This is a genomic window from Bombilactobacillus sp. ESL1097 (assembly GCF_058107205.1).
Genome location: NZ_JBYLUB010000003.1, coordinates 15,932 through 38,315 on the forward strand (window position 1 = coordinate 15,932; position 22,384 = coordinate 38,315).

Annotated in this window: 26 protein-coding genes and 1 pseudogene; 10 read left to right on the forward strand and 17 right to left on the reverse strand. The window is 35.1% G+C overall.

What is annotated here, in order from left to right; genetic code table 11:
- Positions 1–46 precede the first annotated feature (46 nt).
- The 3 genes from AC3B6D_RS07765 to AC3B6D_RS07775 all read left to right on the forward strand — a co-directional run bounded on the left by AC3B6D_RS07765 (position 47) and on the right by AC3B6D_RS07775 (position 1,987).
- A complete protein-coding gene (locus AC3B6D_RS07765; protein ID WP_489775334.1) occupies positions 47–763 on the forward strand; it encodes a hypothetical protein in 717 nt (238 codons plus the stop codon).
- Between the two features lie 653 nt (positions 764–1,416).
- Positions 1,417–1,695, forward strand: coding sequence for a RelB (locus tag AC3B6D_RS07770; RefSeq protein ID WP_489775335.1), 279 nt, complete (start codon positions 1,417–1,419; stop codon positions 1,693–1,695).
- On the forward strand, positions 1,685–1,987 hold the full coding sequence (locus tag AC3B6D_RS07775; protein WP_489775336.1) for a type II toxin-antitoxin system YafQ family toxin: 303 nt from the start codon (positions 1,685–1,687) through the stop codon (positions 1,985–1,987). The genes AC3B6D_RS07770 and AC3B6D_RS07775 overlap by 11 nt, the downstream gene beginning before the upstream one ends.
- Positions 1,988–2,224: 237 nt before the next feature.
- Here AC3B6D_RS07775 and AC3B6D_RS07780 read toward each other — a convergent pair whose 3' ends face one another.
- From AC3B6D_RS07780 to AC3B6D_RS07810, 7 genes are all read right to left on the reverse strand, one after another.
- Positions 2,225–2,497, reverse strand: a complete 273-nt coding sequence (locus tag AC3B6D_RS07780; protein ID WP_489775337.1) for a DUF5344 family protein — start codon at positions 2,495–2,497, stop codon at positions 2,225–2,227.
- The gene (locus tag AC3B6D_RS07785) at positions 2,497–2,832 is read right to left on the reverse strand and encodes a hypothetical protein (RefSeq protein WP_489775338.1); all 336 of its coding nucleotides are present in this window, start codon (positions 2,830–2,832) and stop codon (positions 2,497–2,499) included. Before AC3B6D_RS07785 ends, AC3B6D_RS07780 begins: the two co-directional genes overlap by 1 nt.
- Before the next feature lie 48 nt (positions 2,833–2,880).
- Positions 2,881–3,756, reverse strand: coding sequence for a hypothetical protein (locus tag AC3B6D_RS07790; protein ID WP_489775339.1), 876 nt, complete (start codon positions 3,754–3,756; stop codon positions 2,881–2,883).
- A 1-nt stretch (position 3,757) separates the two neighbouring features.
- On the reverse strand, positions 3,758–4,537 hold the full coding sequence (locus tag AC3B6D_RS07795) for a DUF3114 domain-containing protein (protein WP_489775340.1): 780 nt from the start codon (positions 4,535–4,537) through the stop codon (positions 3,758–3,760).
- A complete protein-coding gene (locus AC3B6D_RS07800) occupies positions 4,537–5,316 on the reverse strand; it encodes a hypothetical protein (RefSeq protein ID WP_489775341.1) in 780 nt (259 codons plus the stop codon). Before AC3B6D_RS07800 ends, AC3B6D_RS07795 begins: the two co-directional genes overlap by 1 nt.
- 100 nt (positions 5,317–5,416) lie before the next feature.
- Positions 5,417–7,036 (reverse strand): DUF3114 domain-containing protein, encoded by a 1,620-nt coding sequence (locus AC3B6D_RS07805; protein ID WP_489775342.1) that lies wholly within the window; start codon positions 7,034–7,036, stop codon positions 5,417–5,419.
- Between the two features lie 239 nt (positions 7,037–7,275).
- Entirely contained in the window at positions 7,276–8,106 is an 831-nt protein-coding gene (locus AC3B6D_RS07810) for an Rgg family transcriptional regulator (RefSeq protein WP_489775343.1), read from the reverse strand.
- Positions 8,107–8,203: 97 nt separating this feature from the next.
- Here AC3B6D_RS07810 and AC3B6D_RS07815 point away from each other — a divergent pair, with 97 nt between their 5' ends.
- The 3 genes from AC3B6D_RS07815 to AC3B6D_RS07825 all read left to right on the forward strand — a co-directional run bounded on the left by AC3B6D_RS07815 (position 8,204) and on the right by AC3B6D_RS07825 (position 9,985).
- Positions 8,204–9,415 carry an MFS transporter gene (locus AC3B6D_RS07815; RefSeq protein ID WP_489775344.1) on the forward strand — a complete coding sequence of 404 codons (1,212 nt, stop codon included), beginning with the start codon at positions 8,204–8,206 and terminating at the stop codon, positions 9,413–9,415.
- A 112-nt stretch (positions 9,416–9,527) separates the two neighbouring features.
- Positions 9,528–9,791 (forward strand): AbrB/MazE/SpoVT family DNA-binding domain-containing protein, encoded by a 264-nt coding sequence (locus AC3B6D_RS07820; RefSeq protein ID WP_489775345.1) that lies wholly within the window; start codon positions 9,528–9,530, stop codon positions 9,789–9,791.
- On the forward strand, positions 9,785–9,985 hold the full coding sequence (locus AC3B6D_RS07825; protein ID WP_489775346.1) for a type II toxin-antitoxin system PemK/MazF family toxin: 201 nt from the start codon (positions 9,785–9,787) through the stop codon (positions 9,983–9,985). The genes AC3B6D_RS07820 and AC3B6D_RS07825 overlap by 7 nt, the downstream gene beginning before the upstream one ends.
- Positions 9,986–10,178: 193 nt before the next feature.
- On the opposite strand, the gene AC3B6D_RS07830 is transcribed toward AC3B6D_RS07825, so the two are convergent.
- The 6 genes and pseudogenes from AC3B6D_RS07830 to lpdD all read right to left on the reverse strand — a co-directional run bounded on the left by AC3B6D_RS07830 (position 10,179) and on the right by lpdD (position 14,101).
- Positions 10,179–10,397, reverse strand: a complete 219-nt coding sequence (locus tag AC3B6D_RS07830) for a hypothetical protein (RefSeq protein WP_489775347.1) — start codon at positions 10,395–10,397, stop codon at positions 10,179–10,181.
- A 427-nt stretch (positions 10,398–10,824) separates the two neighbouring features.
- Positions 10,825–11,160, reverse strand: a pseudogene (locus AC3B6D_RS07835) (hypothetical protein); the annotation flags it as partial.
- Positions 11,150–11,431, reverse strand: a complete 282-nt coding sequence (locus AC3B6D_RS07840) for a type II toxin-antitoxin system RelB/DinJ family antitoxin (RefSeq protein WP_489769815.1) — start codon at positions 11,429–11,431, stop codon at positions 11,150–11,152. The gene AC3B6D_RS07840 and the pseudogene AC3B6D_RS07835, both read right to left, overlap by 11 nt.
- Before the next feature lie 371 nt (positions 11,432–11,802).
- Positions 11,803–12,654, reverse strand: coding sequence for a Cof-type HAD-IIB family hydrolase (locus AC3B6D_RS07845; RefSeq protein ID WP_489775348.1), 852 nt, complete (start codon positions 12,652–12,654; stop codon positions 11,803–11,805).
- A gap of 115 nt (positions 12,655–12,769) precedes the next feature.
- On the reverse strand, positions 12,770–13,441 hold the full coding sequence (locus AC3B6D_RS07850) for an MBL fold metallo-hydrolase (protein WP_489775349.1): 672 nt from the start codon (positions 13,439–13,441) through the stop codon (positions 12,770–12,772).
- Positions 13,442–13,681: 240 nt separating this feature from the next.
- Positions 13,682–14,101 (reverse strand): prenylated flavin chaperone LpdD, encoded by a 420-nt coding sequence (lpdD, locus tag AC3B6D_RS07855; RefSeq protein WP_489775350.1) that lies wholly within the window; start codon positions 14,099–14,101, stop codon positions 13,682–13,684.
- Between the two features lie 275 nt (positions 14,102–14,376).
- Here lpdD and AC3B6D_RS07860 point away from each other — a divergent pair, with 275 nt between their 5' ends.
- From AC3B6D_RS07860 to AC3B6D_RS07875, 4 genes are all read left to right on the forward strand, one after another.
- Positions 14,377–15,849, forward strand: a complete 1,473-nt coding sequence (locus tag AC3B6D_RS07860; protein ID WP_489775351.1) for a UbiD family decarboxylase — start codon at positions 14,377–14,379, stop codon at positions 15,847–15,849.
- 7 nt (positions 15,850–15,856) lie between these two features.
- Positions 15,857–16,420 (forward strand): UbiX family flavin prenyltransferase, encoded by a 564-nt coding sequence (locus tag AC3B6D_RS07865; RefSeq protein WP_489758028.1) that lies wholly within the window; start codon positions 15,857–15,859, stop codon positions 16,418–16,420.
- A 175-nt stretch (positions 16,421–16,595) separates the two neighbouring features.
- Positions 16,596–17,420, forward strand: coding sequence for a helix-turn-helix domain-containing protein (locus tag AC3B6D_RS07870; protein WP_489775352.1), 825 nt, complete (start codon positions 16,596–16,598; stop codon positions 17,418–17,420).
- A 98-nt stretch (positions 17,421–17,518) separates the two neighbouring features.
- Positions 17,519–17,944 carry an SRPBCC family protein gene (locus tag AC3B6D_RS07875; protein ID WP_489775353.1) on the forward strand — a complete coding sequence of 142 codons (426 nt, stop codon included), beginning with the start codon at positions 17,519–17,521 and terminating at the stop codon, positions 17,942–17,944.
- A gap of 146 nt (positions 17,945–18,090) precedes the next feature.
- On the opposite strand, the gene AC3B6D_RS07880 is transcribed toward AC3B6D_RS07875, so the two are convergent.
- The 4 genes from AC3B6D_RS07880 to AC3B6D_RS07895 form a co-directional block, all read right to left on the reverse strand.
- A complete protein-coding gene (locus tag AC3B6D_RS07880) occupies positions 18,091–18,963 on the reverse strand; it encodes a GNAT family N-acetyltransferase (RefSeq protein ID WP_489775354.1) in 873 nt (290 codons plus the stop codon).
- 288 nt (positions 18,964–19,251) lie between these two features.
- The gene (locus tag AC3B6D_RS07885) at positions 19,252–19,551 is read right to left on the reverse strand and encodes an MTH1187 family thiamine-binding protein (RefSeq protein WP_489758023.1); all 300 of its coding nucleotides are present in this window, start codon (positions 19,549–19,551) and stop codon (positions 19,252–19,254) included.
- 103 nt (positions 19,552–19,654) lie between these two features.
- Positions 19,655–21,586, reverse strand: a complete 1,932-nt coding sequence (locus AC3B6D_RS07890; protein ID WP_489775355.1) for an FtsX-like permease family protein — start codon at positions 21,584–21,586, stop codon at positions 19,655–19,657.
- 2 nt (positions 21,587–21,588) lie between these two features.
- Positions 21,589–22,341, reverse strand: a complete 753-nt coding sequence (locus AC3B6D_RS07895) for an ABC transporter ATP-binding protein (protein ID WP_489775356.1) — start codon at positions 22,339–22,341, stop codon at positions 21,589–21,591.
- Positions 22,342–22,384: the final 43 nt, after the last annotated feature.

Sequence of the window (22,384 nt, forward strand, 5' to 3'; positions counted from 1 at the left end):
CAAATTATATATTTGGGAAAATTGCTAACGAAAGGGTGCAATTATTATGAAACCAACTCTAATATCTTTAAGTAGTCAATTATTGGCAACAATAATTACTGTAGCTAGTTTACCAATATTATCGACTCAAGCCGCTGTCGTTCCCAGTCATGATATTTATTATTCACATGGACAGATGAACATGACTTACCAAGATCCACAGTTAAGTCAACCCATTGGTACGAGGCTCGTTCCTCAAATTAGTGCCTGGCAAACTTATGAAAAAGAAGTCGATAATACTGGAAAAACAACGGCTTATGATTTAGGTGGTCATCAATGGGTGAGCGCACAATTTAATGCTGTCAGCCATGAAGTTAAACCCGGATCATACATCTATCAAGAAGCTTTTTCGGCTGGCCAACCTATTCCCGTGTACAAAGATCCCCAACTGACCCAACCCATCGGAAAGTTAAGTAATAAAGTAGCCGATTGGCAAATCAATCGCGTCGACTTTGCCAATCAATCTGAATATGTTTATGCCGTTGATTTAGGCAATAATCAGTGGGCAGCAGCAGACGCTTTATATCTTTTACCCAAAGCCGTGACTGTCCATGCTAACAACACTTTAGTCAACCAAAACGGTCAGCCCACTGGCCAGATCACTAACCTCAACGTGCCCTATGCGACTTATGGCGTTAAATCCATTAACCAACAAACCTATATCCGACTTGGTAGTAATCACCAGTGGTTATTAGCCAGTCAAAGCGATCCCGCACTTAATTAGTATTTCTTATAACTTCTAACTTCAAAGCAAATGACGCTAATAGTAACTATATAAAATAAATTAAGATAGTATTGCCATCTATGTCAAAAGTTTTAAAGCAAGGACAATTAGATAGTCGTACTATTTTTTAACGATAAGAACTTCATAAAAGTTCATGAACGGCAGAGCAATAAAAAGAGCTTTAACAAAAAGATTTTTAACGAGGACCTAACAAAACACACCCACTGCTACTGCTACTGCTCATAATTTTTATGGTTCTTCTTTTTTAAAGAGAGCTTTTTTAAATAGATCAATGTATCCTTTTTTACTAATACTGTCGTTGGTTTTAATCTCACTGGGCTAACATAAAATCCGAGTGTTCCAAAACCACGATGCCATAATTATATCTTAAATTGGCATGTCATTCTTGAATTATCATTGTACTTCTTCTCTTTAACCAGTCCGTTAAATTACAAACACTAATTTAAAATTAACAACACTTGTTTTAGGTGGTATTTTAACCGATATCTAAATGGGATCTGGCATGTCATACGCTTCAATAGCTTCTACTGTTTTCAACCTCTTATTTTTTAGATTAAACTTGTGTTTATTACAAGCTGGATTTATTATTAATGTAATACAATAGTAAACAACAATAAAGGGGGCGTATTTTCTTGAGCAATTCTACTCTTAAAGATAAAACTGTTTCCACTCGTGTTAATAGCACAATTAGTGAACGTGCCAAATCAAATTTAGCCAAACAAGGTTTAACTGTATCAGAATATATTCGACTATCTTTAATAAAGGCAGCTAATAACGAAGTCCGCTTGGTCAGCTTTTTAGATTCCTCAGAAGCTATAGCTGCTAAGCGTGAAGCTGAAAACAACGAAGTAACTGAGATTGGTTCAGTCGCAGATTTCAACGATTGGATTGACAAAATAGATGAAGATTAAGATCACAAAATCCTTCGAACGAGAATTAAAAAGACTAGCTAAAAAACATTTTCCTATTAGGATATTAAAACCATGTCTAAAAGCTATCATCGAACAAGATTCTCATATTCTTCACAAGATTAAGGATCATGCTTTAAAGGGTCAATGGCAAGGATACCGGGAATTTCACCCGTCGAGGTATGGCAATTATGGTAAAACATCTGATAACTGGATCGTTATTTACAAACTAGACCACACACAATTAGTTTTGTTATTAGTAACTACTGGCTCACATCAAATTTTAGACAAGTAATCAAAAGTTACCTTATTTTTATTGCAAACTTGTTGCGCTAATTGCGGTTAAGCCCATTTTACAAGTTGGCTTAATTAAAGCATAAAGCTAGTTTAAAAAATTAAAATCATATAAAAACCACTTAGCACTTATGACTTGAAGTCAAAATACTAAGTGGTTTTATTTTATTGCTATAGCATTCAAAACTTTAATTACGAAAATAAAATATAAAATAATCATTATTGGTTTGTTATTGGTTTACTGAAACGAATTTGCGACCTTGGTATCTGCTGCTTCCAACTCACTGGATACCTGGGAATACTCTACTGTATCGTGTTCCGCAATTGTCCCATAATGTTTAATTACTTGTTCCAATTCCTTTTCTAATTTAATTGCTTGAACAAAAGGTTTTAAATTCGTTCCAGATATATTGGTAGCTGTTAAGGATTGGGCTTGTAATTGTTGAACTGAACTGCTTGCTTGGCTCACATTTTGATTATAGTTAGCTTGAACAATTTTAATAGTAGTCATTATTTTTTCTCCGCACTCTGGGCTAATGCCAATTGGACTTCTAGTTGAGTAATTTCGACTTCTAATTGGCTAATTCTTTGTTGGATGGCACTTAAATTCTCGTCATTTTTACTTGCATTATTTTTTGTAATGGATAAGTTATTCGTCTGTAACTGTTCAAATTTATTCTTTCTCTGACCGTGCCATGGTGCTGCTGTTGCTTGACCTATTTGAATGTCTCTAACGATTTTTTGTAAGTCATCCACCTCCGCCTTAGCTTCTTGTTGTGCCTGGTGCAATTTTCTTAATAAGGCTTGCTTCTGCTTAATTGCTTGTAAAATAGCGGCAACATCCATTTCAAATTATCTCCCATCCAAAAATTATTAGTAACTACCACTTTCTTTTTAATAACTACCGCTGGCTCGAAACTTGTTGATTAAATCTTCTGAAACTGAATCCGGAATTGGATAAACATGATCATACTTGTGAAGGTAGCCATACCGGTCAATCTTTTTAGAAAATATATACTTTCCTTCTTTTTTCGGATCGTCTTGCATATCTACTCCAGGCATTTGTACTTGCCAATAATTATGATATTTAGCGATTTCATAATTACCAGAATTTTTTAAATACCTTACATATTTTTTAGGATAATTCTTCTCCGCAAAACCATATTCTTTATTGTTATCGTAATCGTAATGAACTTTATCAAATGGGATCTTTTGTTGTACGTCTGTTGGTAACTGATTATATAATGCTTGATTTAAACCAATAGATGTTGGTGTTACTGGCCAACTGTTTACTCTTTTTAAAGGGTGAATTTCGTCTTCATTTTCCACTGTTATCCAATAGTCTTGGATAAACAACTTGATCTTCTTCTTACTTATTTTATAATTACCCGCAAATGTTTGAATACTTATTCCATCTGGACTACCTTCTTGATCAGTCCGTACCTTAAAAGCATCGTTATATACTAAAACAAAGGTTTGATCGGATTTTAACTTTAAAAAGTATTCGCCACTACCATTTCTCGGAAAATATTCAAATTCTGATGAATTAAAGGAAAAATATTGTCCTATTAAATCTTTAGCCGCTTTGGCTTTTATTTTGGGTGTTAAAGCTGCTCCCTCATCTTTGCACGCTTGCAATTTTTTAGCACTCATCTTTTGATATTTCGGTGTCATTTCTGATCTACTGGGGGGATTGCTACTTAGTCCCATGGTAAAAATACTTAATCCTGCTATCATAGCCAACAGAAAACTTTTATATATTTTTTTCATCTTATTTACCTTGATTTTTGCGATGATAATCCGAATAGCTATCTATAGGCTGATATTTGTTCTTACCTTCTTTGTCAGGCGTTGTATAAAGAGCGTATTTATTTTGGGAATTATCCGTAGTTAACATATCATTGCGATTAGGCATATCTAAAGTTTTTTCATAACCATAGTCATAATTAAAGTGTGAACTATATATATTCGATAAATTCATATCATTTTGATTGGCATAATTATACGATGGTCCATTCACAAAACCGGCTAAATCATCGGTTTGCCATTCAGCTAAATTTCGCCCACTTTTCCCAATCGTCGTTGCAGGATCGACATGTAATAATTGCCCTGTTTTATTATTAATAATGAACTCCACATGGAAATTAGAAAGCAATTTATAGTTATGTGAAGAGCCAATGCTCGGATAAAAATCCTCAGTTTTCGATTTATTATGCGCTCTTGCACTTTCACTGCCGACTTTAAACTGCCCGGTTTGACTTAAATCATCTAAATATTCACCAGGGGTCACGTGCAACTTCTTAGCTGTTTGTTCGACATATTTAGCGTTGGAGTCCGAAATATAATAGCGCAATTGGTGAATCTCGGTAGCTAACGTACCACTGGCGTTGGCTAAACCACCTTTTGTTCCCTTAGTAAACGGAAAAGCAGTTTGCACAATTTGGAGCAACAACGTTTGTAACAATTCATTGTCAAACGGATTTAAGACCGGAAAACCGTTTGTTAACTTCAAATAACCCTTTTCTACAGTGACACCTACGTTTACCCTCATTAATAACTACCACTTTCCTTAAACTTATTTATTAAGTCTTCTGATACTGAATCCGGAATGGGATAAACATGATCATACTTATGGAGGTAGCCATACCGGTCAATCTTTTTAGAAAATATATACTTTCCTTCTTTTTTCGGATCGTCTTGCATATCTACTCCAGGCATTTGTACTTGCCAATAATTATGATATTTAGCGATTTCATAATTACCAGAATTTTTTAAATACCTTACATATTTTTTAGGATAATTCTTCTCCGCAAAACCATATTCTTTATTGTTATCGTAATCGTAATGAACTTTATCAGATGGAATTTTTCGTTGTAAATCTAACGGTAATTGATTATATAATGCATGATTTAAACCTATCGATGTTGGCGTTATCGGCCAACTATTCACTCTTCTTAAAGGATGAATTTCGCTTGCGTTTTCTATCGTTATCCAATAATCTTGAATAAATAACTTGATCTGCTTTTTAGACATTTTGTAATTACCTGCATAAGTTTCAATACTGATTCCATCTCCTCCCCCCTCTTGCACTGTCTGTACTTTAAAAGCATCGTTATATACTAAGACAAAGGTTTGATTGGGTTTTAACTTTAAAAAGTATTCGCCATCGCCTTCTCTTGGAAAATATTCAAATTCTGACGAGTTAAAGGAAAAAGATTGTCCTATCAAATCTTTAGTCGTTTTAGCTTTAATCTTAGGTGTTAAAACGCCACCCTCATCTTTGCGGGCTTGCAGTTTTTTGTCACTCATTTTTTGATACTTGGGTGTCATTTCTGATCTACTGGGGGGATTACTACTTAGTCCCATAGTAAAAATACTTAATCCTGTTATCATAGCCAACAGAAAATTCTTATAATTTCTTTTCATCGTCTTATTTACCTTGCTTTTGGCGATGATAATCCGAATAGCTATCTACAGGCTGATATTTGTTCTTACCTTCTTTTTGAGGAGTTTTATAAAGAACTTTCTTATCTTTAGTTTTATCTTTTACTAACATATCATTCCGATTAGGCATATCCATATTCCCATAAGAGTAGTCATAATTAAAGTGTGAGCTATTTTCATTGGATAAGTTCATATCATTTTGATTGGCGTAATTATACGATGGTCCATTCACAAAACCGGCTAAATCATCGGTCTGCCATTCAGTTAAATTTCGCCCACTCTTACCAATGGTCGTTGCCGGATCAACATGTAACAATTGCCCCGTTTGATTATTAATAATGAATTCTACATGAAAATTAGAAAGCAATTTATAGTTATGTGAAGAACCAATGCTCGGATAAAAATCCTTAGTTTTCGATTTATTATGAGCTCTCGCACTTTCACTACCGACTTTAAACTGCCCGGTTTGACTCAAATCATCTAAATATTCACCAGGGGTCACGTGCAATTTCTTAGCAACTTGTTCCACATATTTAGCATTGGCATCCGAAATATAATAGCGCAATTGGTGAATCTCGGTAGCTAACGTACCACTCGCTTTGGCTAAGCCACCTTTCGTTCCCTTAGTAAAGGTAAAAGCGGTTTGCACAACTTTAGGCAACAAGGTTTGTAGCAATTCATTGTCAAAGGGATTCAACATTGGAAAACCATGTTTCAATTTCAAATAACCCTTTTCTATGGTCGCACCTAAGTACTTCAGCATAATCGTTAACGCTGAACTAGCCGCTTTTTGACTAACTCCGGTTTGCGCATACGGTCGAAACAATGCATTAAAGGCAGAAGAGCCGACTTGACGAGCCTGCTTAAATAAATGATTTAATTGTTTTGATAATTTATTTCCTTTTAAGTTCTTGATACTATCATTCAAAAAGTTTTCATAACTGGTTAAGGCGGCCTTATTCCAACCATCGCGTCCTAACTCTGTTAAAAAAGCCGCCATCTGAAAGTGATCTTTACCTTGACCTTTAATTCCCGCCGTTACTGTCAAATCGCTTTTAACATGTACCAGATTATGACTTAAATCTTTTAACGCTAATGGCAGGGTACGATTATTGTAATTTAATACTTTCCGTTTCGTTTGTTGTACCAATTGGATCGTTTTGCCCAGTGCTTCGTCGGCTTGATCATCAATTAATTGGCAATCCGCGCCAGCTTCAAGCGCTAATTGGTAGGCTTTGTTCAGTCGGGCAACCGTTCTACTATTTAATTCTTTGGTCTTGATCAGTATTTTTTCCAGATCGTCTAAGTTCTCGGTGTCAATTTTAGCTTGGCTACTACTATCAACATCTGCCTTAAAGTCATTAATTAAGCGTTCCATGCCTTGCGCTAATTGATCTAACTCACTTGTTAATTGTTGCGGTTCACGACCATGCGCTGCTTCGACATACTCAGCCATTTGTTGTTGCGTTTTCCCGCTGAAGCCTTCAGAATTCGGCACAGCTTTCATCTTGACACTGGTATCTTGTAACGCACTTTTTAAAGTTTGAACTTGTTGTTGTAAGTGATAGTTATTTTCTTCTAACTTATTCATGTCAATTTTAACCATTAATTTCTCCATATACTGAATTATTTTGAAATTAATATATTATATTTATATATAATAATTTTTAATTTTAATGGCAATATATTAATTTTATAGTAAAATAACATATCCATCAAACATAGTAAAGCAGTAGTATTATGCTAAGCAAAAAATAGATAACAGAACACGTAATTAATATAAAACCAACAATTGAGTAATGCTTTTAGATATATTTGTACCTAAATTAGCTAATCAGAATAAATTTAATTGGTTTTAATTAATTTATTAATTTCTGCAGCTAAAGATTGATCATTTAAAAATTCTGCAATGGTTTTAATTTGTAATAACTGCTGCTTACCCTGAAGCGGATCTTCTTTCAAGAATAAAATTTTAGCTAACTCATATTTTTGTAACAAATGAAATCCGTTCAGGGTAATACCTACTACTAGCTCTGAACTCAATTGTAAAACTTGCTTAGCTTGATAAAAATCATCCTGTTCAATCATCCGATCGGCACAATTTAATAATAATGTAGCAAAAATTTCATCACCATGTGGATAATGCTGATAACGTTGTTGCACTTTAAGGGCTTCAGTCAATAAATTGATCATCAAACGATACGGCAAAATATAACAATTATTCGCAAAAAATTTCACATCCGCTAAAGTCCAAGTCGCCAAATTAGCAAAATAATTGGTAACTAACTGTAACTCTGCTTGCGGCAAAGGCTGCTTTTGTTGATAGCAATTTAATAAACGATAACTCGCTAATTGAATGCGTTGCATTTTACCGAGATTGTTCTCTAAGCTTTGTATAGTGCGCGCAAAATCTTGGACATCACCATTGTTAAATGCTCGCGTTGCTAGAAACTGATAATAAGCAGCTCTTTGTGGCCGATAACCCTGATCAATCCATTGAAATTCTTCCAAACTAATCATTAAGTTATCTAAAATTTGGTTAAATTTATCCGCAGCTAGCATCCGCAGCCCTTTTTCAAATTGAATTGCGTTCGGCTTGGAACAAATTCCTAAATAAACGCTTTTGAGCGCCAAGTCTTTTGCCAAACGAATTTTTTTTATTGTTGGACCATACATTTCAACACCACCTAGTTAAGAAAAGTTAACTTTTTCAAGTTAAGTCTATTTAAGCATTGAATAATAACTTTATCAAAACTAAAGGATTGGTTGAAACATGCTTAAGTTTATTCGACAAAACATTAACTTTACACAAATTGCGGGCATCAATTTGCTTTCCAAATTAGGAGATCGTTTGTTTTACACGGCGATGCTAACAATTGCCGCAACCCTACCACAAAATCAAATCGCTGTTACTATCGTCTCTGTCAGTGAGACCTTACCAATTGTTTTTAGCTTCTTTTTAGGCAGTTTAGCTGATCAACAGGCCAATAAATTACGTTTACTGAGTCATAGTTCCCTCTTGCGCGCCTTTTTTTATAGCTTAATCGCTATTTTAGTCAGTCGACATGCCACCTTAATGCTATTAATCATGATGGCTAGTTTGAACTTCTGCTCTGATTTATTGGGTAACTACTCAGCTTCATTAGTCATCCCGTTCACGAAAAGTTTAGTGCGTTCACCAGATTTAGAACAGGCTCAAGGACTAGTCAGTTTGACCAACCAATTAGTTAGTGTACTTGCAACACTTTTAGGTTCAGTCTTACTAATTTGGTGGCCTCCTAAGTTAATAGCGCTCTTTAATGCGGGAATCTTTTTAGTAGTTAGTCTAGGTTATCAAATTTTGCAACCAACTTTAAAGGCAACCGAACGCCAAATACCTAAAAATAGACAAACTTCAACTTGGATAACTACTTTGCAAAATTTTAAATTATTAAAGAGCCAACCGCATTTATGGAACACTTTAAGCCAATTAACTTTGCTTAATGGTTTCTTTGGTGGATTAACCCCCATTTTCATCTTATTTCTCAAACACAACCGCAATCTTTTATTGGTACCACGTTCGATCAAAATTGCTTTACTATCCGGACTAACCACTTGCATGATGATTCTAGGTAACAGTCAAAGTAATAAAATACTAACCAACACTGCCATTAAAAAATTAGCCGTCAGCGCCGATTGTTGGCTAAGTTTAACCGCAGTAGGTTTATTGCTGAATAACATCTATCTAATTTTCTGGAGTGTGGCCGGTGTTGCCTTTTTATTGGGCTTAATTTCACCACGTTTTTCTGCCCAAGTAATTCGCGTCTTTCCAGCTGCTCGTTTAGGAGGCATCGTCACAATTGCTAATTCACTTTTAGTTTTAGCCCCACCAATGACGAGTTTACTTTTTCCCACGCTGAGTAACTGGAGCCTAACCTTTAGCTACTTCAACTTTGGAATTTATGGTTTGATCGCTATTATTCTAGGTAGTCGGAAATGTAATTAGAGAGCTAATTGAGTACTACCATTCCTATAATCCATCATTAAGGAAGAATAGTTGAATTTCGTATCTACACAGAATACATTAAACTCGTAATAATAATTCAGGAGGAAAAAATATGGTACTTATTAAAGAAAAAACACGATTAGAAAAGTGGGGGAACTCTCAAGCTATCAGAATTCCTAGCCGAATTATTAAACAATTGAATTTAGATGATAATCAAGACTTGACCATAACAATTGAAAATGGATCCATTGTTTTAACCCCAATAAAAAAGAAGCCAACTAATATTCACGAAATATTCAAGGACTGGCAAGACGACGGAAAGCAGGAGCACGAACTTGATTGGGGAAAGTCAGAGGGCCATGAACTTCAATGGTAAGCCAAAGCGATATATTTTATGTTAACTTTAATCCAAATCGCAGTCATGAACAGATGAATAAACGGCCAGCCATTGCTCTAAGTAATGATCTAGTTTGTCAAACAAGTAATATGACGATTATGGCTCCAATCAGCAGTATCGCACGTACTTTTCCAATGTATCATCGACTAACTGCAAGCAAACAGTATCTGTAAAAGTATTATTAGATCAAACAATAGCCTTAGATTTGCGAGCAAGACACGTCACTGATGAAGCAATTGTTGTTCAGTATTGATAATGAATAAAAAGAGTCATTTATTTTATTTATTATCATATAAGTAAAAAGCAGGTGATATCCTCTAACAAGATTATCACCTGCTTTATTTATTATTGAATACTATAAATGATTTACCAAACATCATTGATACTCGATACCACTCCCATGTCAAAATCTTCAGCGGATAACTTGGTTATCTGCTGAAATCTGTTAACTACAGTCGGTTGTGGTAATTTAGTTCTTAAAAGCAATCTAGATTCAATCTTGATTGGCACCCAATATCCTAAATCATTGAGATCAGGATATTTATTGACATCAATTTGAATATTATTTTTTAGAACAAATAACATAGTGACCTCTTCCAAAGAACTAGACATAGTTTTTAAAAACTTTTTCATAAATATTACACTTTCTTACTCAACTAATAGATTTCAGAAAACAGTAATTTTATTTTAAACACATAAATAATTTACTATATGAAATTCAATTCTTGTTTACCTATTCAAACTTTAGTATCTAGTTTAATCTAAATAAATTGCATTAACTTCGATCTTGAAAGCTAAAGTTTAATTATTTGATTAAGCTTTTACAATTTCTTCAATGACCATTGAAATTAACATTTTTTCTAGAGTTTTTGACTTCTGGTTATACACAATAAGATACAATATTCAAAATTTCTAACTAACCAGAATTATTATTATCACTAATTACAACATAAGACAACTAACCTCTGTAAATACCAATGTCATTTTGCATTATCATGTGAATTCTGTTTTACTTTCTTTTTGATTTAAGGTTAAGAGCAAAAGTAATAATTTTATTTTGATCTAGCTTACTTAAATGACCGATTTCTTTAAATTTTAATCCAACTTTCGGAAAACGATAGAGATGCCCCAGATCAACCCATGAAGGCTTTTTTAATCCAGCAGACTGCCAATCCTTAATTGGATAATATTGTTGCTTGATATAAACCGATTTATTTTGATACTTACTAGTAATTTTAAAAGCTTCAACCGTTCGCATTGATACTCTACGAATTAATACGGGGCGCGACTTGCCACCGTTAGTTTCTACAAAACTAACATATAATGTGATTAAATCATTAGTCCTCATCTGAATCGTTAAGCCAATCGGCCACCTCTTTAGCATCTTTAAATTCCGTAACTGGTGTCTCTTCTGTAGCCTTAAGAAAACGTAAATTGGATTTTTCTTCCGAATTTAAGGCAGGTTTAAAAGGCAAAGCACCATCAGCCACAATTCTCTTATAAAACATATTAATTGCCGTGGTTGGATTTAATCCTAGCTCATCTAAGACTGCTTCAGTATTCTCAGCCAAATCCTTATCAATCTGAACTTGAATCCGTTTCTTTTCTTTAACTACCATGTTTTTCTTGCCTGCCTTTCTTTTTGTACCCAAATAATAATACCTTTTGAGTATAAATTCAATCAATTTACGCTACTAAAGAATACTATTAGCGAATAAAATCCTGACATAAAATAATTGTTTCATGTCATGTATCTAACAAATAAATGTAAAATTGATGACGATTATCCTACCCAATAAAACTAACCAAAAGTTGCCTAAATATTCCTATGATATTACTTCTAATAAAGCTAGAACAAAAATCGTTTAATCTGCACTAGAATATGCACATTATTCTTATTGTCCTAGTTTTTTTATCTTTATGCCAATTAGCTACCTATAAAAGACGATTATCACAATGTATCGTTATAAGCTAACAAGCTATTTTTTAATTATGCATTTAAAATTCGTTCAATGGCCGCCGCTACTCCGTCAGCAACGTTCGTCGTAGTTACAAAATCGGCTTGCTTTTTAATAGCTGCCGCAGCATTGGCCATCGCAATACTTTGACCAGCAACTTGAAACATTGCCAGATCATTTTCACCATCACCAATGGCATAACACTGCGTTAAATCCAATGACAATTCTTGGCTTAATTGTTTCAAAGCTTTTCCTTTACTACAATTTGCTGCCATCAGCTCTACATTCCGTGACGAAGAAGAGACAACACTCAATTCTTGATTCATAGTTCTAATTTTTTGCAACAACGCCGATTGTTCACTAAAAACTTCAAATTTAAGCATCTGCTGCTGTTTTGTTTTCATGATATTCACATTATCAACCGGTTGATTAACCTGATAAAAGGCATGATTATAAAATTGCTGTGCTTGCCGTACCTCAGCCGGATCCAAACTAGCACTACGTGCTTGTGCTATCTTCCATAAACTAGCATTAGTTTCAGGATAACGCCGCGTATAAGCACCTTGAGGATTATAAATTGTATAAATTAATTGCTGCTGTTCACACAAAGCGATGGTTTCCTCTAACGCCGCTGTCATTGGTAATCCATGACTAGCAATGACTTGATCATTTTGGTCAACCACCAGTGCGCCATTCAGTGCGATAATCGGGCCACGCAACTGATACTGACGTAACATTTGTCTGATATTCGTCACAAATCTGCCTGAAGCAATCACTAATAAATTCTGCTCCAACCACTTATGTAAAGCTACAACATTGGGCTGTGAAATTTGCCCCTGCGCATTAAACAACGTCCCGTCTAAATCACTTACCAAAACTTTCACACTGCTCGCCTCTTTGATTAATTTATAAAAAACTAGCTTGCTCTTTTCAAGCATCAGAATCTAAAAATCTATTGCTTAATTATTCCAGGATCCTACTTGCTTTTTAACAAGTATGTTACTTAAATTTTAACAAATGCTTTTGATTAGGACGTTCTCGAAAATTAATAAACTGCGCTAAAGTTTTAAATCGTAAATAAATATTACGTTCCTTAATATACTGTAAACTACAGCCAGGCTGACGCCGATAAGTATGGCCCGGATAAACTAATAAGTCTGGCGCTAAAGCCTTGATGCGCTGCAAGGAAGCAAACATTTCCTGATTAGCTGGATCATAGTCACCACACAAGCCACAGCCTTCCACAAATAACGTATCTCCCGTCAACAAATACTGGTCATTAATCACAAAACAACTGGAACCCACCGTATGCCCCGGAGTTAACAAACACTTAATCTGTACGTCAGCAAACTGATAACTTTGTTCATTCTCAAATGTCGTCACTGCACTTGTTGGCTGTCGTCCTTCTTTAAGCCATTGCTGCCATTCCGGCTTAGCAACATACAAGTGACAGTTAAAATGTTGTTGTAAAAAAGGCAGCCCTTCAACGTGATCGTGATGCCGATGGGTTAAAAAAATGGTCAAAGTTTGACTGGTATTTTGCTGTAAGAGCGGATAACTTTGTTCGATATCAGCCGGTGGATCAATTACCAACAGCTGGTCAGTTTTGGTTTTGATAATAAAATAATTATTTTTACCCCAAGAGGTACTTTTTTGTATTAAAAATTGCATGCTTTGAACCTACAATCAAAAATTTTGTAACAGCTTACTTTTTATATTATATACCCTTAATATACATTACAAATAAACCAATAGTGATAATCCATAAAATTATTAATAATATTTTATTTGTATCATTCATAGAATGACTTTCCTTTCAACAAGATCTATCAGCATCAATAGTTTAAGTATATCATCGATAAATTATTGCCAATCAAAAAATTATTTTTTCAAATGTTGACCACTCCACCATTATTGAGGACGTTCATCTCTTCCGTAATATTGTGGTTCAGTGACGTTCAGATTTGTATTATCCAACCATTTCTTTAACCGTTGTCCTAATTCAACGGTCATGGGGCCAGTAGCTTGTAACTGGGCTTGACTAATGTGATCAACATGCACGCCTGCCGAAACAACGCCAACTCCCGGCAAACTGGACTTAATAATATGAATAATTTGCCGCGCAAGGACCCCATCTTTATGTACTCGTCCATCATGACTAGGAAACGCTTGGTTCGTTATTGTTCCCGTTTGGTCAAACATGGTCAGCGCCCCAATATGTGGATGATCGCCACCAGTTAAATTAACCAAGAGATCCTTACCGACAAATTTTGCTTCAATTTGCAACGAAAAGTCTAACCGTGTAACTACAGAAGTATATTTTTTAATCATTTTCATTCTCCTACCCAAGTCATTGAATTTTATCACTGCGCTCTTTGTCAAAAAATCATAACTGAGCGTCAAGTCAAGTTTAATTATGTTATGCTATTCTAGCACGGTAAAATCACCGAGTTCAAATTGATCTCTACTGACCATAATTATTATAATAACTGTGAAAATCAGGTCATATTTGAAATAATTAAAATTTGACACAAAATCACTACTATGAACTAACAGCAAGTGCAAACTTTATTAATCATAAATTATTCCCTAGGAGTTGATGATAAATGACTAAAGAAAAATGGGATCTACGCAAGGTTCTCTCCGAGATTCAAGACGATCAGCAAAATTATCATGAAACTGATGTTGCGGTTGATCCAAATGCGGAATTAGCCGGTGTTTATTGCTATATTGGTGCCGGCGGTACAGTTGAGCGACCAACGCAAGAAGGACCAGCCATGATGTTTAACAATGTGACCGGTTTTCCTGATACCCGTGTCTTGATTGGTTTGATGGCGAGTCGCAAAAGGGTCGGTAAAATCTTACACCATGACTACAAGACGCTAGGTCAAATGTTCAATGAAGCTGTTTCACAGCCAATTGCCCCTGTAGTCGTAGCTGAAAAAGACGCTCCTGCTCATGAAGTCATCCATCGCGCAACCGACAAAGATTTTGATATTCGCAAATTAGTGGCTGCCCCTACCAATACTCCACAAGATGCTGGCCCATATATTACCGTTGGGGTCGTTTTGGGTTCTAATATGCAAAAAAGTATGTCTGACGTGACCATCCACCGGATGTGTATCGAAGATAAAGATACACTAGGAATTTATATTATGCCTGGTGGTCGCCACATTGGAGCCTTTGCCCAAGAATACGAACAGGCAAATCAGCCCATGCCAGTTACGATTAACATTGGACTTGATCCAGCAGTCACGATTGGTACTACTTTTGAACCACCAACAACCCCCTTAGGCTACAATGAATTAAGTGTAGCCGGTGCCATTCGCCAACAACCAGTCGAATTAGTTAATGGCGTTTCCGTGGATGAAAAGGCCATTGCTAGATCCGAGTATACCCTGGAAGGATATATCATGCCTAATCAACGGATTCAAGAAGATATTAATACCCACACTGGTAAGGCTATGCCTGAATTTCCAGGTTACGACGGCGATGCCAATCCCGCAGTGCAAGTAATTAAAGTAACGGCCGTAACTCATCGTCAAAATCCGATCATGCAAAGTGTCATTGGTCCCAGTGAGGAACATGTTAGCATGGCGGGAATCCCCACCGAAGCTAGCATCTTGCAATTAGTGAATAAAGCCATCCCGGGCAAAGTACTCAATGTTTACAATCCTCCTGCAGGCGGCGGCAAGCTAATGACAATTATGCAAATCCACAAAGATAATGAAGCGGACGAAGGAATACAACGACAAGCAGCTTTATTAGCCTTTTCAGCGTTTAAAGAGTTAAAGACTGTCTTTTTAGTTGATGAAGATGTGGATATTTTTGATATGAACGACGTTGTTTGGACAATTAACACCAGATTTCAAGCTGATAAAGATCTGATGATATTACCAGGAATGCGGAACCATCCATTAGACCCTTCTGAACGGCCAGAATATGATCCCCAGTCGATTCGTTTTCGCGGCATGAGCTCTAAATTGGTCGTTGATGGTACTGTTCCGTTTGATATGAAAAAACAATTTCAAAGAGCACAATTCATGAAAGTTCCTGACTGGAAAAAATATTTGGAGTAAATACCTAATGAAAAGAATCGTTATTGGAGTAACTGGAGCTTCGGGGACAATTTATGCAATCGACCTTTTACAAAAACTCCAGCAAATTACTGACGTTGAAACGCACTTAGTCATGAGTAAATGGGCCAAACAAAACTTAGCCTTAGACACTGATTACCAGCTCAATGATGTCACTTCCTTAGCCGATTATGTCTATGATAATCGCAACCAAGGAGCAAAAATTGCTAGTGGGTCCTTTTTAGTTGATGGTATGGTCATTGTACCGGCTAGCATGAAAACTGTGGCCGGAATTGCACACGGCTTTTCAGACAATTTGATTGGACGCGCCGCCGACGTCATGTTAAAAGAACAACGTAAGTTGATTGTCGTTCCTCGCGAATCGCCGTTAAGTACCATCCACTTAGAAAATTTAACTAAACTATCCCAACTAGGAGTACAGATCATTCCTCCTATCCCCGCATTTTATACACACCCTTCATCAATCCAAGATCTGCTCGACCATCAATCAATGAAAGTTTTAGATGCCTTGGGCATTCCAAACGAATTCTCCCAACGCTGGAATGGCAAATAGTTCTGATAATCATCATCAATCTTATATTTTGACTCTTGAATCTACCAAAGAAGCTGCAATCTTTCAATTAAGATTTTGCTGCTTTTTTTGTGTTTCAAACAAGAAAAGCTTACGTGCAGCCACTATTAACAATAATGTCAAATAACAACTTTACTTTTACGAAAGGCTTTTTACTATGGAAAATTCCTTAGGACCATTAATCAAAGCTGCCCGCCAAACAGCTCACCTCTCACAAAAACAAGCTTGCCTCAATATCTGTAGTCAACCAATGCTCTCAGCCATTGAGCATGATCGTTATACTCCTAACGCCCAATTACTCTTCGCTTTATGTGACCGGCTACAAATCAACCTCCAAGATCTTAGCTTGGCTACTAATTACGGCATTAGTGCCGATCAACGGCTCAATCAAACTTTGGAACAATTATGTAATCAACATAAATATCAAGAATTAGCTAACTTCTTAACCAAGTCCACAACTATTAATCAAGTTGGTACTATCTTACAAGAACAGTCATATTACTATTATCTAGGTGTTGCTCAAGTCAATACCCAACAACTTGACGAAGGCTTACAAAGCTTAAAATTAGCCCTGGCTGAATTGCAGCCTACCCCTAAACCCACCACTTTGACTCGCTTATGTCACATAGCTTTAGCTTATACCTACTCATGCAAATACAACTGGCAGCTAATGAAAAACTATCAAAAATTAGCCTGGCAAAATTTTGGCGCTGCTCCTTATGAAGAGAATTTGAACATTATTGGTTATTTGACGGCTTTAATGACTTATAATCAAGCTGATTACGTCAAAGCTAGTCAGCAATTAACCCAGGCCATTGCCTTTATTACTCAGCACAACTCTCATTATATGTTGCTAAATTGTTATTATTTACTAGCTCAGAGTGCGGAACATTTAGATCAAAAAAATCAAGCGCAAGAAGCTCGTTTCCGCCAAGATATTTTGGCGGAATGGTTCCCTGAAGATTTACACCATGTCAACTAAGGTTCTGAGATAAGAACTAATTAGTTTTTATTAGTATTGTTATTTTTGTCAAAAATTGATTTCTCCTATACTGAAAGCATCACAAGGAGGAAATTATTATGAACCAAGTATTATTTTCAAACATGGCTTTAGCTCAAGCCAACTTAGCAAGTGTGCATCATATTTTGGATCATCCCCAAGAGTTATTACAGTGGGTGCCAGAAATTGATACTGTCCAAATGGGAGAAGCGTCCGATCGCTTTCAAATCAAGCGCGCCGATTACGCTTTAAATGATCAAGAAACCATTCAAGTGATGGTTACTCCAGCACAAGTGAAGTATCTCAGAAGTCAAGGGCGTTTAGCCTATCAATTAGTCTTTAAATTAACAGAACAAAACAAGCAAGTACTGATTCAAGAAGAATTAAGTGTTGACCCTCAAGCAACTAAGCACTTACCCATAAAGTTATTAACGCCCGTTACCAAACATGCTTTTCAAACTAATTTAACCAACTTAGTCCAGGTCATCGAACAACAGCCTGGATAAGTTAAAACCCAAAAAGGAAACCTTCGTTTAATAATGACGAAGCGTTTCCTTTTTAGTTTGGTTTTAAATCATTGAACTCATAACAATTAGTATTCAGCTTTTTACCTTATGATGGGCTGTATCCAAAAATTATATTGCCGATTATTTTAAACAATTAGGTCTGTCAAATATAGTATTTTAGTATCTTGGATAAACCCAGCATTCTTATAGAGCTGCAATGCCGGTAAATTATCCCCCATTACGCCAATAACACACCGTTTATTGCCTAATTGCTTCAGCTTTTGTAAAATCTGAGTAATAAAAATAGTTCCATATCCTTGTTTTTGGTATTGTACAGCTATAAATAAATCAAAAAAATAATATTCAATTTCAAAATTAATAGCACAATACCCAATAATTTGATTATTTTTATGCAAGACGTATTGGACAATATTGGCATCGGAAAAACTATTGCGAATATAATTTTCACTAATCGTTGAATCATTATCAAAAACTATACTTTCCATTTTAGAAACAGTAAGTATCTCCGCATCAGTTAGTTCTGATGTAAAAATATTTTCATCAGACTTTACCGAGTGGAACTCTTTTAAATCCAAACTTAATTGATATTCCGTATTAGAAATAGATAATTGGTTGTGTGTCAAAAATGCCGGATAATTCTTTAAAAAGTTTTGCTCCGAAATATATTCCCATTTAGTGTAATTATAATTATGCAAAATTTTCTTAACATAGGACAATAATTTTGTTGCCACCCCTTGTCTCCGCGCATCAGGTAAAACATTAATATAAAGATCTACTATACCGTTACTTGGTTTTTCATCCGCATAGATCATAACCATACCAACCAATTTTTGCTTTTGATAAGCCAATAAAAAAGTTGGCATGTCCGGAAAAAAATTAAATTGATTACTCAGATAGGGATCACGAAAAGTATGATCATATTGATGAACCTTCTGTAACAATTGCTTTACTGCATTGATTTGCTCAGTGTTTAATTCATTCAAAATCTTAATATCCATATAAACATCCTCTACATTAAATTTTGTAAAATTATCACATTTAACTCATTTTTAATAATAACGGTTATTGTATATTAACTTGCTTCAGAAATAAATTAAGTATGAGATAAAAATTTACTTAAATCTTTTCTCTTTATAGGTAGCTTTAAAATAAGACGGGCTAATACCTCATTCTGGATCTAATATAAAAGGACTGATTAATTAGTATACGAGCTTACCCATATCTAAATTAATCAGTCCTACTTAAAAATCTTTATCTCAGAATCAAACAGACACTTCTGTATTCAATTAACCTTCTAATTTATGATGAATTTTCTGTAGTTTTGTTTCAATTGTATCCGTATGACCTGGTCGAATATCAGCATTTAACGAAACATAAGCCCTAATTCCCTGATCAGTTAAGGTTTGGACTGCCTTTTGCACGGTAGCCATCACTTCGGACCATTCGCCTTCAATCTCGGTACCCATTGCTGTTGTTTTATACGTCAAACCAGAAGCTTCAATTACACCGATAATATCATCAACGTAACCACTTAAATGCTCACCAACACCCAAAGGCGCAATTGCTACTGAAATTAAAGTATTCATTTTAATGTCTTCTTTCTAAGAACTTTCTATATAAGTTATTATAGCATCATTTAGCATGATAATTACTCTGATGCTAATTTAAAGCTTCGGACTTTCAGTACATTTAATTCTTCCTATTAGAACAATTAGCGATCTTAGTATAAACTTTCGCCGTAATTCCATAGATTATTCCGTAATAGGCAGCCACTAATACTATCAGCGTCAATGAAATAATGGCAAGTAATTTAAATCTATAAACAAAGAGCATTACTAAGACGCTTTTTATTGCCGGCAATGCAAAAAGTAAATTAATAATAGCTCCAATCAATGGTAACATAAACAACAATAAAATTTGACTATGAATAGCTTTTTTAGTTTCTAATTTACTCAGTCCTACTTCTTGCATAATCAGAAAACGTTTTTGATCAGCATAACCTTCTGACAATTGTTTATAATAAATCAGTAGGGCCATGAAAATAATCATACTTAAACTAATTAAACCACCAACAAACAAGACGCTGCCTACTAGCGAATTCATATATTGCTCCATTTGTACTTTAGCCGAATATTTATCACTATCCAATTTTAGTAGTGATGGTATTTGGCTTGCAAATTTTAATTTATGCTTTTGTGCCCCTTGAATATTTTGTCCCTGAACATATAACCAAGGTTGAGGATTAATCTGATGTGCTACTTGCTGATTAGCTGTAATAATAAAAATTGGTCGATAAATTGAACGCTGATAACTAAATCCTAACTTAAATTGTGGAATAACTTTAACCTGATAACTTTGCTGATTGAAATTCAAAGAATGCTTTAAAGCTAAATTATCAGCCGAATACACTAAAATTTGGTGCTTTTTTAAACGCAAGGAAGTTTTTTGAATTCTATTATAATCACTAACACTAATTGTACTGACTTGATAAATAATATGCATGCCACCAGTCATTGGACGTAGTTGTCCATCTTTAATCACCGACGGTATTGGAGTAGTCATTTGCATTTGCTCTGATTGTCGTAAATTAATTTGATTTTGCTTAGCTGCCCGGTGCAATATTTGTTGTTGTTGATGCGAAAATGGATGCTGTTGAACCAGCATTAAATCGGCGGGATTATAAGTGTTAACTAACTTTTCTTTACCTAAATATAAGCCCGTGCTTCCCACCAAACTGACTAAGATAGCACTACACAATAAACAGATAGAAGCCAAACTTAACGCGTTTTGTTTCATTCGGTATAATAATCCAGATAAAGCAATAAAATGTGACGGCTGGTAATAAAAATGTGGTCGTTGCTGTAAAAACTTTAATATCCAGACGCTGGAAACTAAAAAGACCAAGTAAGTTCCCAAAACAACAAATACTACTGCCACTAAAAATTGTGAAAGTGAAGCAACTGTAGGTTTGGTTTTAACAGCCAGATAGTAACCTACCGCTAAGAGCAACACACCTAAAGCACCTAACAAGCCATTACTTCTAGGCTTAACTTCGACCTGATTAGTTTGTTGCCATAAAACTACCGGTTGTAATTTACGAATTTGCCAAAAGTCACTGAGTAATAGCCATAAAAATAGCAAACTAAAAATTACAATAACTACTAACAAACCAGTTTGCGAAAATTGTTCAACAATTGCTTTGGTTTGGAGCAGATTACATAAAATCAAGAAAAATAATTTATTAAACACTAAGCCACTAACTAAACCACCTACCAAACTAACAATCAATAAAAATAAGACTTCGATTGTTAGAATTAAATTCAAATCTTTAGTGGCTAAACCTAACATTTTATACAATGCTAACTCATGAACCTGTTGTTTAATCAAAAAACGATTAACATAAATCATTAAAAAAATAGTTAATAAAGTAACAAAAACGGTACCCAAGATCATTAAATAAATGGTTTGTTGACCCAACGCCAACTTGTTCAAACTAGTATTAAAACAGGTATTCCAAAAAATATAATTGACGGCAACCAAAGTAATACTAGCCAAGATAAACGGTCCGTATTGTTCACGGTGGTGCGTTAATGCATGCCCAGCCAATTTAAAGTGAATCATTGCTATTCACCTCCAACCAGTAAGGTGGCACTTGCAGTGATTTGTTGCAAATATTGACTAGCAGTTTGATTACCGCGAAAAAGTTCATGAAAAATCAAACCGTCTTTAATAAATAAAACGCGTTTGGAATGACTGGCAGCCAAAGCACTGTGCGTGACCATTAAAATAGTTTGTCCTTTAGCGTTAACTTGTTCCAATAAATCCAACAATAATTCAGAATTATGTGAATCCAAGGCACCTGTAGGTTCATCAGCTAAAATTAATTGTGGTTGCATGATTAAAGCCCTTGCTGCTGCCACTCTTTGTTGCTGCCCACCAGATATTTCGTAAGGATAACGCTGCAATAAATCAGTAATTTGTAAAGCCTTAGCCAGTGGTTGTAAGCGCTGCTGTAGAATTTTAGGTTCAGTTTTAGCTAGTACCAACGGTAATAAAATATTGTCTTGATTATTAAATGTATTAAGTAGATTAAACTTTTGAAAAACAAAACCTAAATGTTGTCTACGATATAAAGCTGCTTGATTTTCTGTTAGTTGAGCTAAATTTTGCTCATTTAATTGAATTAAACCACTAGTTGGCTTATCTAAAGTAGCAATCAAATTTAAAAGTGTTGATTTGCCAGATCCAGACTCACCCATTATCGCTACATATTCTCCTGATTCAACTGTCAAAGAAATATCTTTCAAAGCTTGTACTTCAACTTGATGAGGTTGTGTAAACTTCTTTTGCACATGCTGTAATTGTAATAAACTCATCGTTTACCCTCCCTAAGTTATTCGATAAGTTTATTTTAAAAGG